Source organism: Glutamicibacter sp. AGC84 (genome assembly GCF_053543575.1).
Map to the genome: position 1 here is coordinate 111,771 of NZ_JBLVOC010000026.1, position 13,688 is coordinate 125,458.

Annotated in this window: 12 protein-coding genes; 7 read left to right on the forward strand and 5 right to left on the reverse strand. The window is 63.4% G+C overall.

Annotated features, from left to right (window positions below):
* Nucleotides 1–211 precede the first annotated feature (211 nt).
* From ACNPN0_RS15140 to ACNPN0_RS15160, 5 genes are all read left to right on the forward strand, one after another.
* Nucleotides 212–1,123, forward strand: coding sequence for a LysR substrate-binding domain-containing protein (locus ACNPN0_RS15140; RefSeq protein WP_105662373.1), 912 nt, complete (start codon nucleotides 212–214; stop codon nucleotides 1,121–1,123).
* Nucleotides 1,104–2,225, forward strand: coding sequence for an enolase C-terminal domain-like protein (locus tag ACNPN0_RS15145; RefSeq protein WP_105656481.1), 1,122 nt, complete (start codon nucleotides 1,104–1,106; stop codon nucleotides 2,223–2,225). Before ACNPN0_RS15140 ends, ACNPN0_RS15145 begins: the two co-directional genes overlap by 20 nt.
* Before the next feature lie 11 nt (nucleotides 2,226–2,236).
* A complete protein-coding gene (gene catC, locus ACNPN0_RS15150; protein WP_105656482.1) occupies nucleotides 2,237–2,515 on the forward strand; it encodes a muconolactone Delta-isomerase in 279 nt (92 codons plus the stop codon).
* A gap of 193 nt (nucleotides 2,516–2,708) precedes the next feature.
* On the forward strand, nucleotides 2,709–3,566 hold the full coding sequence (gene catA / locus ACNPN0_RS15155; RefSeq protein ID WP_388024814.1) for a catechol 1,2-dioxygenase: 858 nt from the start codon (nucleotides 2,709–2,711) through the stop codon (nucleotides 3,564–3,566).
* A 117-nt stretch (nucleotides 3,567–3,683) separates the two neighbouring features.
* Nucleotides 3,684–3,836 carry a hypothetical protein gene (locus tag ACNPN0_RS15160; protein ID WP_448938172.1) on the forward strand — a complete coding sequence of 51 codons (153 nt, stop codon included), beginning with the start codon at nucleotides 3,684–3,686 and terminating at the stop codon, nucleotides 3,834–3,836.
* A 153-nt stretch (nucleotides 3,837–3,989) separates the two neighbouring features.
* Here ACNPN0_RS15160 and ACNPN0_RS15165 read toward each other — a convergent pair whose 3' ends face one another.
* The gene (locus tag ACNPN0_RS15165; RefSeq protein ID WP_286134079.1) at nucleotides 3,990–4,331 is read right to left on the reverse strand and encodes a DUF1801 domain-containing protein; all 342 of its coding nucleotides are present in this window, start codon (nucleotides 4,329–4,331) and stop codon (nucleotides 3,990–3,992) included.
* Nucleotides 4,332–4,584: 253 nt separating this feature from the next.
* Here ACNPN0_RS15165 and ACNPN0_RS15170 point away from each other — a divergent pair, with 253 nt between their 5' ends.
* Complete coding sequence (locus ACNPN0_RS15170) at nucleotides 4,585–5,085, forward strand: hypothetical protein (protein WP_448938171.1); 501 nt, start codon at nucleotides 4,585–4,587, stop codon at nucleotides 5,083–5,085.
* A gap of 151 nt (nucleotides 5,086–5,236) precedes the next feature.
* Nucleotides 5,237–6,796, forward strand: a complete 1,560-nt coding sequence (locus tag ACNPN0_RS15175; RefSeq protein ID WP_133833879.1) for an HNH endonuclease signature motif containing protein — start codon at nucleotides 5,237–5,239, stop codon at nucleotides 6,794–6,796.
* Nucleotides 6,797–7,054: 258 nt separating this feature from the next.
* On the opposite strand, the gene ACNPN0_RS15180 is transcribed toward ACNPN0_RS15175, so the two are convergent.
* From ACNPN0_RS15180 to benC, 4 genes are all read right to left on the reverse strand, one after another.
* Nucleotides 7,055–9,739, reverse strand: coding sequence for a LuxR C-terminal-related transcriptional regulator (locus tag ACNPN0_RS15180; RefSeq protein WP_402741641.1), 2,685 nt, complete (start codon nucleotides 9,737–9,739; stop codon nucleotides 7,055–7,057).
* A gap of 48 nt (nucleotides 9,740–9,787) precedes the next feature.
* The gene (locus ACNPN0_RS15185) at nucleotides 9,788–11,122 is read right to left on the reverse strand and encodes an MFS transporter (RefSeq protein ID WP_402741420.1); all 1,335 of its coding nucleotides are present in this window, start codon (nucleotides 11,120–11,122) and stop codon (nucleotides 9,788–9,790) included.
* A gap of 178 nt (nucleotides 11,123–11,300) precedes the next feature.
* Nucleotides 11,301–12,107 (reverse strand): 1,6-dihydroxycyclohexa-2,4-diene-1-carboxylate dehydrogenase, encoded by an 807-nt coding sequence (locus tag ACNPN0_RS15190; RefSeq protein ID WP_286134080.1) that lies wholly within the window; start codon nucleotides 12,105–12,107, stop codon nucleotides 11,301–11,303.
* Entirely contained in the window at nucleotides 12,104–13,639 is a 1,536-nt protein-coding gene (gene benC, locus ACNPN0_RS15195; protein ID WP_105662267.1) for a benzoate 1,2-dioxygenase electron transfer component BenC, read from the reverse strand. The genes ACNPN0_RS15190 and benC overlap by 4 nt, the downstream gene beginning before the upstream one ends.
* Between the last annotated feature and the right edge of the window lie 49 nt (nucleotides 13,640–13,688).

Sequence of the window (13,688 nt, forward strand, 5' to 3'; positions counted from 1 at the left end):
CATGGGGCCGTGGCGGTCCGTGGCAGTCCAGTGCCTCCCGGCATGATTCAGGTCTGTAAATCAATCGTCGAATACAGTGCGGCCCAGTCATTCATACTTGTAGACTCTCAATCGACCCAGAATAAGTATTTCACCCTCTTGGACCGCCGCGTTAGAGTTGCCAGCAAGCGTCTTCTGCGCATTCGACGCGCGGTCCGACGATCGGAGCACCATGGACACGAGACTACTTCGCTACTTTGTCGCCGTCGCCGAAGAACGCCATTTCGGCCGCGCAGCGGCGCGCCTGCATATCGCGCAGCCCCCGCTCTCCCAGCAGATCAAGCAGCTCGAAGAGACCCTGGATACCCAGCTGCTGATCCGCACCACGCGCAAGGTGGAACTGACCAACGCCGGTGAGCTGCTGCTGCGCCGCGGGCGCATCCTGCTTGCAGAGCTCGACCAGCTCTCCCGCGATGTGCGCACCGTGGGCCAAGGCGCGCTGGGCGTGCTGCGACTGGGTTCCACCGGCAGCGCCACCTCGCGCATCATGCCCAAGCTCATCGAAGCCAGCTCCCAGCAGATGCCGGGCCTGCAGCTGAATGTGCAGGGCGAAATGCTCACCCCGCAGATGGTCGAGGGACTGGTCGAGGGACGCCTGGACCTGGCCATCCTGCGCCCGCCGGTGCGCGGCACCGAGGTGGACTACATGCTGCTGGACCGCGACCACCTGGCCGTGGCGCTGCCGCTGGGCCACCCGCTCGCCGCCCACGATGAGCTGGACCTGGAACAGCTGGCTGGCGAGAAGTTCATCTGCTACCCGCCATCCTCCGCGGTGAACAACATCATCATGGACTCCTGCCGCCGAGTGGGCTTCGCCCCGCAGATCGCGCAGGTGGCCAGCGAGACTTCCACCCTGCTCACCTTCGTCGCCGCGGGCCTGGGCATCGGGTTGCTGCCCACCACACACTACCTGCCGCACAGCACCCGGATCACCTTCCGGCCGCTGCGCAACGCACCGGCCGTCGACCTGGCGATCGCCTGGAAGGCCGGCAACGAGTCTGCGCTGGTGCGCAACTTCCTGGAACTTTGCACATTGCTCAACCCCCTAGAAAGGCTGGACCCCGATGCGAATCCAGCGGATTGAAACAATCCCCTACGCCATCCCCTACAACCACCCGCTGCGCTTTGCCAGCGGCGAGGTGCACACCGCCGAGCACGTGCTCATCCGCGTGCACACCGACGAAGGCGTGATCGGCACCGCCGACGCCCCGCCGCGCCCGTACACCTACGGCGAGACGCAGAAGTCCATCGTCGCGATCGTGCAGGATGTCTTCGCCCCGCAGCTGATCGGCCTGGAGATCATGGACCGCGCCAAGATCCGCCAGGTGCTGGATAGGACCATCCACAACCAGGTGGCCAAGGGCGCGATCGACATCGCCGTCTGGGACGCCATCGGCCAGGCGCTGGGCACGCCGGTGCACAAGCTGCTCGGCGGCTTCACCGACTCGATGCGCGTGAGCCACATGCTCGGCTTCAAGCCCGCCCAGGCGCTGCTCGACGAGGCCCTGCGCTTCGGCGAGCAGTACGGCATCACCACCTTCAAGCTCAAGGTCGGCCGCCGCCCGCTCGCCCTGGACATCGAGGCCTGCCGCGTGCTGCGCGAAGGGCTGGGCGAGGACGTGGAGCTCTACCTGGACGCCAACCGCGGCTGGAGCGCGAACGAGTCCATGGAGGTGCTGCGCCAGACCGAGGGCCTTGGCCTGACCATGCTCGAAGAGCCGTGCGATGCCAAGGAAGCGATGAGCCGACGCCGCCTGGTCGAACGCTCCCCGATCCCGATCGTCGCCGACGAGTCCGCGCCCACCGCGGGCGATGCCTCGCGCGAACTGCTCTCCGGCGGCGCGAACGCAATCTGCATCAAGACCGCCCGCTCGGGCTTCACCGAAGCCACCGAAATCCTGGGCCTGTGCACCGGACTGGGCGTGGATGTCACCATGGGCAACCAGATCGACACCCAGGTCGGCTCGCTGGCCACGGTGACCTTCGGCGCGGCCTTCGAAGCCACCAGCCGCCGCGCCGGCGAACTGTCCAATTTCCTGGACATGGCCGATGACCTGCTCGCCGAGCCGCTGCAGATCGTCAACGGCCGCATTCCGGTGCGCACCGTGCCCGGCGTGGGCGCCGCCATCGACGAATCCAAGCTGGCGCGCTACCGCCAGGACCACGTGCTTTCCACCTCGAACTAAAGGAGATCCCCATGTTGTTCCTCGCCCGTATGGACGTTGTTTTCCCGGACCACCTGACCAATGAGCAAGTCGCTGACTTCCAGGCCCGGGAAAAGGAGTACTCCGCAAGCCTGCAGCGCAGCGGCAAGATGCAGGGCATCTGGCGCGTGGTCGGCGAGTACGCGAACCACTCGCTGTACAACGTCGAATCCAACGACGAACTGCACGAAATCCTCAGCGGCTTCCCGATGTACCCGTACATGAAGATCAAGGTCACCGCGCTGGCCAAGCATCCGAATTCGCTGGCCTAGGACTTTTCCGGACCGGCGGATTCCCTCCGTGTCCCAGCCCACAAGCATTGATATTCAAAACGTTCCAATGACCACCAAATGAGTATTTCACTTGGCATAGACGCTGCACTACATTGAATATCAATCACCCGGGATGATGGGGGTCACAGTATGGATCCGCATCCGCCACACCACATAATTTAGGGGAGTCACCATGACCACTGAAACTCCAGCAGACGCAACTGCAGCCAAGTCCGGCAACGCCGCCACCGACAGCTTCCGCAACTCCGGCAAGCTCGGCAGCATCGCGACCTCCACCGAGCGCGTGAACATGCTTGCTTCCAAGCTCGTCAAGGCCGCCAACGACATCATCCTCGAAGAACGCGTGAGCTACGACGAGTTCAATGCCCTGAAGGCATGGTTGATCAAGGTTGGCGACGACGGCGAATGGCCATTGTTCCTGGACGTGTGGCTGGAGCACTCGGTGGAAGAGGTCGCCACCGACCACCGCGAAGGCAACAAGGGCTCGATCGAAGGCCCTTACTACGTGCCCGAAGCGCCTTCGCAGAACACCCCTGCCACCATCTCGATGCGCGAGGACGAGAAGGGCACCAACCTGCTCTTCCAGGGACAGGTCCGCTCCACCGACGGCTCGGCGCTGAAGAACGCCAAGATCGAGCTGTGGCACGCAGACGAAGAGGGCTTCTACTCGCAGTTCGCTCCTGGCATCCCCGAGTGGAACCTGCGCGGCACCTTCATTGCTGACGAGGAAGGCAACTTCCAGATCAACACCATGCAGCCAGCCCCGTACCAGATCCCGACCGACGGTGCCTGCGGCCAGCTGATCGCCGCCGCCGGCTGGCACGCGTGGCGCCCAGCGCACCTGCACCTGAAGGTCTCCGCCGAGGGCCACGAGCTGCTCACCGCCCAGCTGTACTTCCCGGGCGATGCGCACAACGACGACGACATCGCCACCGCGGTGAAGCCGGAACTGATGCTCGACGTGCAGCCAGCAGCATCGGGCAACGGCAAGCAGGTCACCTACGACTTCGTGCTCGACCCTGTGAAGTAAGCCCCAGCGCGCCTCAACACGGCGGGGGTCCCGGCAGCATTGGCCGGACCCCCGCCGTTGCCGTACCCGGAACCTCGACGAACGGGCGAACACCCGCCAATCCAATGGGAGCGCAGCATGAATACTTCAACACTGAACGATCCAGCCGGGAAGTTCCAGCCCCAATCCATCGCGCACCGATCTGCCGATGCCAGCGAACCCCAGAACCACTGGGCCTGGACCGGATGGATGCCAGAAGAGGAGCACGGCACCTCGATGCTTGCCGCCTAGGCTTTTGCCCTCAGTACTACCGACGCGAAGCGGAAGGTCCCGACAGCAATGACGCTGCCGGGACCTTCGGCGCACTTGAGGACGGACTCCAGGCAATGCGGCTGCCTGCAGCGGGCGCACTGTTCATCTTGCGGCCAGCTAGCTTGCTCGGGATCAGCCCGCGGCCTTCTTCACCAGGTCCCGGATCCTGTCTTCCGTTGCAGAATCCAGCGAGGTGATAGTCCATGCAACTGGATGCATGCGGGAGCCTTCCTCGTAGGCAGGATTCACGACTTCTCCAAAACCGAAAGCTACGAAGTCCTTGTCAGGCTTGATGTAGCAGACGTCTTTGCCATCCCGGACGTAAAACGGAAGTCCCCAGCGGACGATCGGCTCCAGCGATGGTGCGCTCTGCATGATTATGGCGTGAAGCCGTTCGGCAATCTCGCGATAGGGTGCTGGAGCTGTGCTGAGCTTGGCCAGAACTGCGGCGTCGCCTTTTTTGGTGAAGATCATCCCTAGTCTCCTTCTAACGGTTGGCGCCTCATTGCGGCGCTGGGTGGTATCGCTCGCGCGATCGCTTTGGGCTCCCGATCGGCACATAATGCACCTTACCGACTAAGGGCATCTGATTCACGGATTCTTGCACTGGAATACAGGCAGCTGGCCTCAGGACAGCTTGATCGCGCAAGGAAGTAGCATGGACGCGCAACTCATACGCGTATTGGTTATCCCACCGAGTTGACTAGTGCACTGTTAGGCTACTGACATGTGTAAACTTCTAGCCATCTCCGGGTTCGCCATGATCGTGGCTTACGCGGCTTACGGCTCACTGCTCATGAACAATTGGGCCGTGACCGCAGCAAGTGGACTCTCCCTCGATGAAACCATTTCCGAGATGGCCTCAATGGACCAGAATTACGACTCGCTTGGAGGGTGGGTCTTCGCAGCCACTGGAACCGCCCTCGCCATTTCTTGGCTCGTTCCGGTAGTTTCCGCCGGACGCAAGCTGCCCGCCTGGGCGGCTATCGGAGCTTGGAGCCTGATCATTGCCTTAGGCGCACCGGCTTATTTCTTCGCTTCCTTCGCCAATATGAACTCGGTGGGCGACACCTTTGCCGATTGGAACGCCGATGCCGCCGCGGATCTAGCCGCACCCCTGTACATGGCCAGCGTCCTCGCCTTTGCCATACTCGCAGCCATGGCAGCCTTTGGCATCCGAACTGCCTTCACCCGCCCGCCGCGCCCCCTGCATCCAACTAGCAACTAGCAACTAGCACGGCACCCATTACTGCCTTCCCTGATCTAGCGATTTTCGCGCCGGAATCACGCTTAATCGCATTCGTATAAACTTTCTAGAACTTATCCACAATTGGTTTCGAACCAGAAGATACTGTCGATAATCTGCGCGAACGTTAACTATGACTATTCCCGCATATCTAGACGATCACGACGATGAACATCGCCTTCCACTGCGCCCGCCGGGCACCCGCATGGAGTCGCACAGAGCGTCAGCGCTCGACGCCCATCGCGAGCACCAGTTGTTCTTCGGACCCATCAAGCAGGTTGCCGACGAACTATTCAATGCGGGCCCCGTGGATGGGCCCGGAGACGCATTGGAACGCCTGAAGAAACTCCAACGCCTGATGAGCAGCGCTGAAGCCGCTATCTGCGTTTTACTGGCAGACGGAGTCGAGCAGGTCAGCGCGTCCTTCAATGACCTGATTGCCACCGAGCATGCCCACACCCCAGACGAGGAAGCCGAAGCCAGCAAGAGTGCCGAATACTATGGCATAGACCGTGGCAGCGAGCAGGTCATCAACTCCAATTTCGTAGCTGAGTCAGCTGTCGCATTGCGCGAATCCGTCCGTAAAGCCAGCAAGCGGATGTTCCATGCCAAGGGCTTGCGCCACGCCTGCAAAGCCACCCTTGCCGCGCTCGCTGCAGGTGAGATTACCGTTAAGGCCGCCCACGACATCGTCAAATACTCGCAAGACCTTTCCCCGGAGCAGGTCGGCCGCATGGAGGAAAATTTGCTGCCTCTGGCAAGAACAGCCTGCGACGAGACCGTCTACCAGCGGGCCCGTCGCTTTCACGACCGGATGAATCCCAATTCGGCAGAGAACCGGCAGAAGAACGCATTCGCAGCCCGTAATCTCAAGGTGTGGAATGAGGAGAATGGCATGGCTACCTTGCAGCTGCATCACCGCGCTGATGTCATCCATTCGATTCGCAACTCGATAAAGCAGGCAGCCGCCCAGATCACTGATTCCAAGGATCTGCGCACGCAAACGCAGGTTGAAGCCGATGTGCTTGCGGACGTGTATCTGCATGGCTGGCCCGGAATGGAAGGCATGCCGCTGAAGCCACGGGTTGCCATCACGATCCCAGCCATTGAAATGCTCGCGAATCCCGCTCGCGCCCTCGCTGATTTGGAAGGTTACGGGCCGATCCCAATCGGCGTAGCGTTGGAAATCGCCGCGGATGCTCCGTCGTTCCAGCGCGTTCTGACCGACCCGTGGACGGGAGCCGCAATTGATGTGGAGCCCAAGAAATATCGGCCTTCCCAGGGGTTGCGCGATTTGCTGCGTTACCGCGACCAGCATTGCGGTTTCCCTGGTTGCCGCCGCCTGCCCGATCGTTCGGAAATTGATCACATCGAAGCGTATGGGCAGGGCGGCCACACTACCCGGCAGAACACTCATCTCTTGTGCAAGCAGCATCAGATGTACAAGCACGCGCTTGGCTGGAAGGTCTTCGCTTGCCCGGATGGCTCCAAGACGTGGGTATCTCCGCACGGGCTGCGGTCAATCACGGTTCCCGAGAGCGTGGACAACGTGGAGAAATTTGATCATGTCAACGATCGTTGTCCTCAACGTCCCCAGGAGGCTGCGGCCTGCGAGGTGCAATTGACCCCCGAAGTGCGGCGAGTACTGGGGCTCGGCCAAGATGAGGGCCTGCCCGGAACCGAAACCAGCTAGAGCCAGTACCTGATTTGGATTTCGAGCGATAAATTTTTTCAGTCACTAGCACCACCACACCACCCATACTTCGCAGGAGCAACGGCTTTGAGTCTGGTTGCAATGCTGGACGCGGCCTGAATCAAGAATCCCGGCCGCGTTCGATTCAAGCGATTCGTGCTGAATGAAAAAAATCTACAGTCACAGCGCGCAGGTCAACTCGAACTCCGCATGGTTCTGCTGCCCTCGGGAATGAAAATTTTTTTCAGTCGGAAGGCACTATCCTTCAAGGTCGAAACGCGCCAGCGCAGCAAGCTCAGTACGGTTTGAGACCGCCAGCTTCGTGTAGATCTTGGTCAGGTGGTATTGCACTGTCTTGGTTCCTATATACAGCTCTTCAGCGACACGTCGATTGCTTGCACCTTCGCAAACCAGCTTGGCCACGGCTTGTTCCTGCGCCGTCAGCGTCGACCAGTCAGCACTCTCCCTGCGCAGCATCCCGGTTCCGCTTGCCTGGAGCTCACGAGTGCAGCGGTCGATGTACACGGATGCATCGAAGTGCGTGAAAATCGCCAGCGCGCGGGTCAACGGCGCAACGCATTCGGCTCGCTTGCCGGCTCGGCGCAGGCATTGCCCGTAGTAGAAATCAATTTTTGCCCGGTGGTAGACCGACCCGATGCCTTCCAAACGGCGGATGGCATCTTCAAAGGCCAAACGGGCTGCGTCGATATCACCGCGGGCTGCCAGCAAGGTGCCTTGCACGCTCAGGAATCGAGCGGCTCCGCTCTGGTGGCCTGAAGCGAGAGCACTCTCCAGCAATGGCTGTACGAAATTTTCTGCTTCATCCAGGCGTTCGCAACGGATTAGCGCCATGGCGTATGTATCCTGCCAGGTCCAGAAACCTGCTTGGTCGATGCCCTGCGTACGGTCCAGCCGAAGCAATGGTTCCAGCGTCCGCACAACCTCTTCATGGTTTGCCTGCGCCCGGGCAATCTCGGCCCGCGCCATCCGGTAAGGCATCTCCATAATGGCATAGCTTCCGGTGCGTGCCCACGACTTGCGTAGGTGCAGATCCGCCTGCTCCCAATTGCCGCGCAATGCGTGAATCTGCACCGCGGTCAGCTGGATCAGCGGACGCAGGATCTGGATTTCAGAACGCTCCTGCAGGGACTGCGCGGATCGAACCGTCTCCAGCGCTTGGTCCCAGTCGCCCATGAGGAATTCAGCGCGCGCCGACCAGGCTTTGGCCCACAGCGAGATGCGCAGGGAACCATCGCTGAAGTCCGTGGAGCTGGCTGCGGAGAGCTCGTGCCGGGCCAGCTCCACGCGATCGGTCGCGAGGTAGACCCAGCCCAGTGACATTTCCGCGCGCTGGCGCTGTGCTCCCGCCGGAAGGGTGGCCAGCAGGTCCATCAAGACCTGTTCCCCCTCATCAGCCCGGCCCATCATTGCCAGGCCGAGCCCTTGGATGGCTGCGTTCTCAATGGCCAGCGGGCTGCCCACCTGGGCAAGGCGCAGCGATTGCTCAGCCCAGTCAATGATCTTCTGCCCCTTCAAACGGCACAGCGAGTCGAGGACTTGGCGTTGGGCGATCGCGGCCATCACATCGTTGTCCTGATGCTGGACCGCGTTCTGCCAGGCACTGGACAGCCAGCGCTGCGCGGTGTTGGCGCGGCCTTGCAGGATCGAGATGTATCCGGAAAGCACGTCCCGTTCCGGACTGCTTTCCAAGCTCGAAAGCTGATGCGCGAAGGTTTGCGCCCGCGGCAGCTCGCCGGCGGCGACAATCGCATCCACTGCGTTGAGCAGCAGGGAGTCGCGGCGCATCGGTTCCGGGGACAAGTGCATGGCCCTGAAGTACGCGGTAGCGGCCGAAGACCACTCGCCCCGCTTGCCTTGGGACCGCGCGTAGTCTTGCAGTTCCATCGACAAGCGGCCATCGGGCAGGATGCTCGCATCGGCCCGATGGCCCAGCTTGGCCCCCTGGTCCTCGACGATGTCCGCGGCGCAAGCATGCAACCGGATGCGGGTGCTCAGCGGGATCTGATGGTAGACAGCCATTTGGGTCAATGCGTTCTCGAACCCGAGCCGCACCTTCCCGCTATGGCCGTGGGTTTGCGCCAGCGAGGAGTCGAGAATCTGCTGGATCGGCAGCAGCGGATCATCCTCGCCCACCAGCTTGGCGATATTGTCGATCCGGGCCTGCGCGCCCAGCACCGCAGCCGCTTCCAGCAGCGCCCGCGCCCGCGGTTCCAACCCCTCCAATAGCTCGATGACGTGCAACGACAGGGCGTGAGGGGCAGGCGGCCAGCGGTCGAACTGCTCCCAGCTGTGCTCCGGATTCTCCTGGGCCAGCTCGATGACCACCTGCAGGTTGCCCTCGGTGTAGTCCACCAGCTGCTCGACGGCCATGGGCGGCAGGTCGATCCCCGTCCTGGCGCAGATAATCTCGCGCGCATGCGTTGGATCGGGCACTTGAAGCTGCAGGATCTTCAATTGGCTGTCGGCCAGGAATTCCCGGGTTTCCGGTGAAAGCCTGGCCAGGTTCTGGTCGCGCATCACCAGCACGATGAGTACCGGTTCATTGCGCAAGCGGCGCCAGGCGTAGTGCAGCGCCTGGAAGCTCAGGTCATCGACCCATTGCGCATTTTCCAGCACCAGCACACGGGGTTGCGGCGCCTCCCTGCGCAGGTATTCCAGCAAGGCCTCGCCCAGCGCCCCGGCCGAGCCTGCGTGGCTGCGTTGCAGCAACGGGCCCAAGGCGGCTCCGGGCTGCGCGGTTTCCCAGCGCGAAGCGGTCACCAGCTGCACCGATTGGCTGGCCAACCGGGTTAGCAGCGCCTTGATGATGGTGCTCTTGCCGCTGCCGCGCGGACCCTTCAGCACGGCCAGGGTACTGCCAGTTTGCTGGACTTCGCGGGAAAGGCCGATGAGCGCATCCTGGCCCTGCTGGGCACTGAGCATGGCGTTCACCAGCCTTCCTGCGTCGCCGCGTTGCGTTTCGATGTGCTGCTACTTCCCTGCTCCCGCGGCAGCCAGCTCTTCTTGCGCGCTGCGCTGCGCGTCCGAACGGGTCATCGGGACGCAGGTGGTGACCAGCGTTCCAACGATAGCAACTGCGGCGAAGACATAGAATGCGGTTCCCGGGGAAACTCCCGCCGAAAGCAGCAGTCCGCCCAGCAGCGGGCCGAAGATCCCGCCCAGCCTGCCGAATCCGGCGCACCAGGCCACCCCGGCCCCGCGGGCGGCACTGTGGTAGTAGTTCGACACAAATCCGTAGATCAGCACCTGCGTGCCGATGGTTCCCACACCTGCCACTGCCACCAGGGACAGCAGCAAGCCCAGCGGGAGCTTGAGGGTCAGCAGCACCATTGCCAGCGCGGCCAGGAAGAAGGTCAGCGCCACGACCTGCTTGGGGCCGACCCGGTCGGCGGCCACCGAAGCCAGCAGCCCGCCGAAGACCGCGGCGAGGTTCAGCACCAGCAAGAAGAGCAGCGAATGGGACTTGCCGTAGCCTGCCTGCTGCATGATTTCCGGCATCCAGGTGTTCAGCCCATAGGTCAGCAGCAGTCCGGCGAAGCTCATCATGCCCAGCAGTGCGGTAGGCAGCGCGTAGCGCCTGGTGGCCAGCGCGGCGAAGCCCACACGTTCGGCCTTCAGCTGCCCGGCATCGGCGTCGCTGGGAAGTTCCAGCAGCATTCCGGTGCGCGCAGCCACCTCGCGGGCTTCAGCCACGCGGCCGCGGGAGAGCAGCCACTGCGGGGATTCGGGCAGCTTGAACCAGGCCATCGGCAGCAGGAACAGCAGCGGCAGCGCGCCGATGAGGAACAGCCCGCGCCAGCCGATCACGTCGCTGAGCACCATGGCCAGCAGCGAGGCGAGCACGCCTCCGGCCGGCACGCCCGAGTAGACGATCGCGTTGTAGTAGTTGCGGCGGTTCTTCGGGGCGAACTCGGCCACCACCGCGCCCGCGGTGGCCACGATCGCACCCACGCCCATGCCGGTGAGGAAGCGCAGGATGCCGAACCACAGGGTGTCGGGGGCCAACGCGGTCAGGCCCATGCCGACGGAGAACCAGATGATGCCGGTGATCATCGCCTTGCGCCGGCCGATGTAGTCGCCGATCGCGCCGGTGGACAGCGCACCGACCATCACGCCGAGCAGCGCGTAGCTGCCCAGCAATCCGGCGGCGGCTTCATCGAGCTGGCCGAGCTGGCTGGGGTCCGCCAGCAGCGTGGAGACGATGGTTCCGAAAACCACCAGGTCGTAGCCGTCGAAGATCAGGGCGATGGCGGCGATCACCACCACCCAGCGCACGGCGCCATTGGCGGCAGTGCTGGATGTCATTGGGCTGGTATTCACGTGTTTTTCCGTTCGTTTGCGGTGACCGGGGAACCTCGTTGTTCCCCGGAAAATACGTGCCCGGCGCTGGAAGCACGGCCGGAATGGTGCTGGATGGAACAAACGGCCCGTGATCACGAGCCGTTTGTTCCATGGTGGTGCGTTTGTGGTGCCGGGACTGCCGCTAGCCGAGGTCTCCTCCGGCCACCGCGAGGGTGGAACCGGTGATGTAGGAGGCCTCATCCGAGGCCAGGAACACGATGGGCGCCGACTGCTCGTCCAAGGTGCCGTAGCGCTTGAGCAAGGTGGAGTCCACGGTCTGGTCCACGATGGCCTGGTACCAGGCCTTTTCCTGCTCGCCGGTGGGCGCCGGCCCGCGCTTGACTACCCGCTCAGGGGCTTCGGTGCCGCCCGGCGCGGTGGCGACCACGCGGATGCCCAACTCGGCGCCCTCCATGGCCAGCGCCGAGGTGATGGCCTTGACCCCGCCCTTGGCCGCCGCGTACGGGACGCGGTTCATGCCGCGGGTGGCGACCGAGGAGACGTTCACGATGGTTCCGGATCGGGCCTGGACCATTTCCTCGAAGACCGCACGGCACATCCACAAGGTCGGGAACAGCGATCTCCGGATTTCCTTTTCGATCTCCTCGGGCGCGTAGTGCTCGTAGGGCTTGGCCCAAATGGTTCCGCCCACGTTGTTGACCAGCACATCGATGCGTCCGAACTGGTCCTTCGCGGCGGTGACCGCAGCCAGCGCGCCCTCGTAGGTTTCCAGGTCGGCGGTCACGCTCAACGCGGTGGCGCCGTCGGCGCGCAGAGCCCCGGCCACCTCGTGGATCAGCGCCGCGCGGTCCACGAGCACCATTTCCCCGCCCTCGGCGGCGATGCGCCGGGCCACGGACCAGCCGATGCCCTGGGCGGCGCCGGTGACCATGACGACCTTGCCGGCAAAGCGGCCCGGATGGAAGGACTCGGGCAGCCCGGCGCTCACTGGGCCGCTGCCTTGGAAGCGGCGGCCATGGTGGCCTTGGCGTGCTGGTTGTGCGCGGTGATCGCCGCGCGGGCAGCGGCGATGTCCTGCTTCTCGAAAGCGGCGACAATGCCCAGGTGGTCGGCGTCGACGGCCCCGTCGATCCAGTGCTCCTGGCGCAGCACGGCGGCCATCAGCGCAGGCACGTCCAGGCGGCGGTAGGCCTGCAGCAGGTGCTCGTTGCCCACGGCCTTGAACAGGAATTCGTGGAAGGCGTCATTGGTGACGGTGAATTCCTCGGCGTTGATGAACTTCTCGCCATCCAGGGTCTTGCCGGCCAGTTCGGCCAGGACCTTGAATTCGCCCAGCTGGCCCTCGGCCAGCTTGCCCATGGTCAGCTCGACGACGGCCAGTTCCAAGGCCATGCGCGCATCGAACTGGGCCTCGAAGCTGGCGTGCTCCTCGCCGATTTCGTAGCCCTGGTCGGCGGCGGCTTGCGCGGCGGGCGCCTCGGCAGCCGGGGCGGCAGGCTCGGCGTCCGGAACGACGGCCAGCGCGAACTTCTCGTAGTAGAAATTCTGCGGCTTGAGGCCTTCGGCTTCCAGGTGGCGGCGCACGCCCTCCACCATCGGAGGCGGGCCGCACAGGTAGATGTCCACGTCGCCCTCGGCCAGGTGCTGCGGCTCGAAGTGGTTGGTGACGTAGCCCTTCTTCTGTGAAGCGCTGTCAGGGTCACCCACCACGGTGTCGAAGCTGAAGCCCGCGATGCGCTGGGTGTAGTCCTGCAGCACATCGAGTTCGACCAGGTCGATGTCGGTGTTCACGCCGTAGATCAGGTGCACCGGGTGCGGGTTGTCCATGCCGGCCAGCTTCTCCAGGATGGCCAGCAGCGGGGCCAGGCCGGTGCCGCCGGCGAGCAGCAGCGATTGGCGCTTGGGTTCGCGCAGGAAGAAGCTGCCCATCGGGCCGGTGAAGGTGATGCGGTCGCCCACCTGCGCGGTATCGCGCATGTAGGTGGACATCAGACCGCCATCGGTGATGCGGATCAGGAAGGAGACGATGTCCACTTCCGGGCCCGAGCTGAAGGAGTAGGAACGGGTCTGCCCGCCGGAGCCGGGCACCTCGATGTTCACGTACTGGCCGGGCAGGAAGGAGAGGTCTTCGCGCTTGTCCACCTCGAGGCTGAAGGCGTAGGTGGTTTCGGAGATGCGGCGGATCTCGCTCAGCGTGGATTCGAAGGAGGCGGCCGAGGTCTTGGCGACATCCGAGGTGGTCGGGATCTGCAGCACGAGGTCGGATTCGGGGACCATCTGGCAGGGCAGGCAGTATCCGGCCTCTGCCTCGTCGTCGGTCAAGGCTTCTTCGATGTAGTCGCCGCCGTCGTACTTGCCCGACTCGCAGAAGGCCTTGCAGGTGCCGCAGGCGCCGTCGCGGCAGTCCAGCGGGATGTTGATGCGGGCTTTGTAGGAGGCATCGGCGACGGTTTCGTTCGCGCCGACCTTGATGAAGCGGGTGATTCCGTCTTCAAAGGCGAGGGCTACCTGGTGGGACATGGCATGCTCATTTCACAGGATTCGGGGATGGGCGATTCGGCGGGGGCGG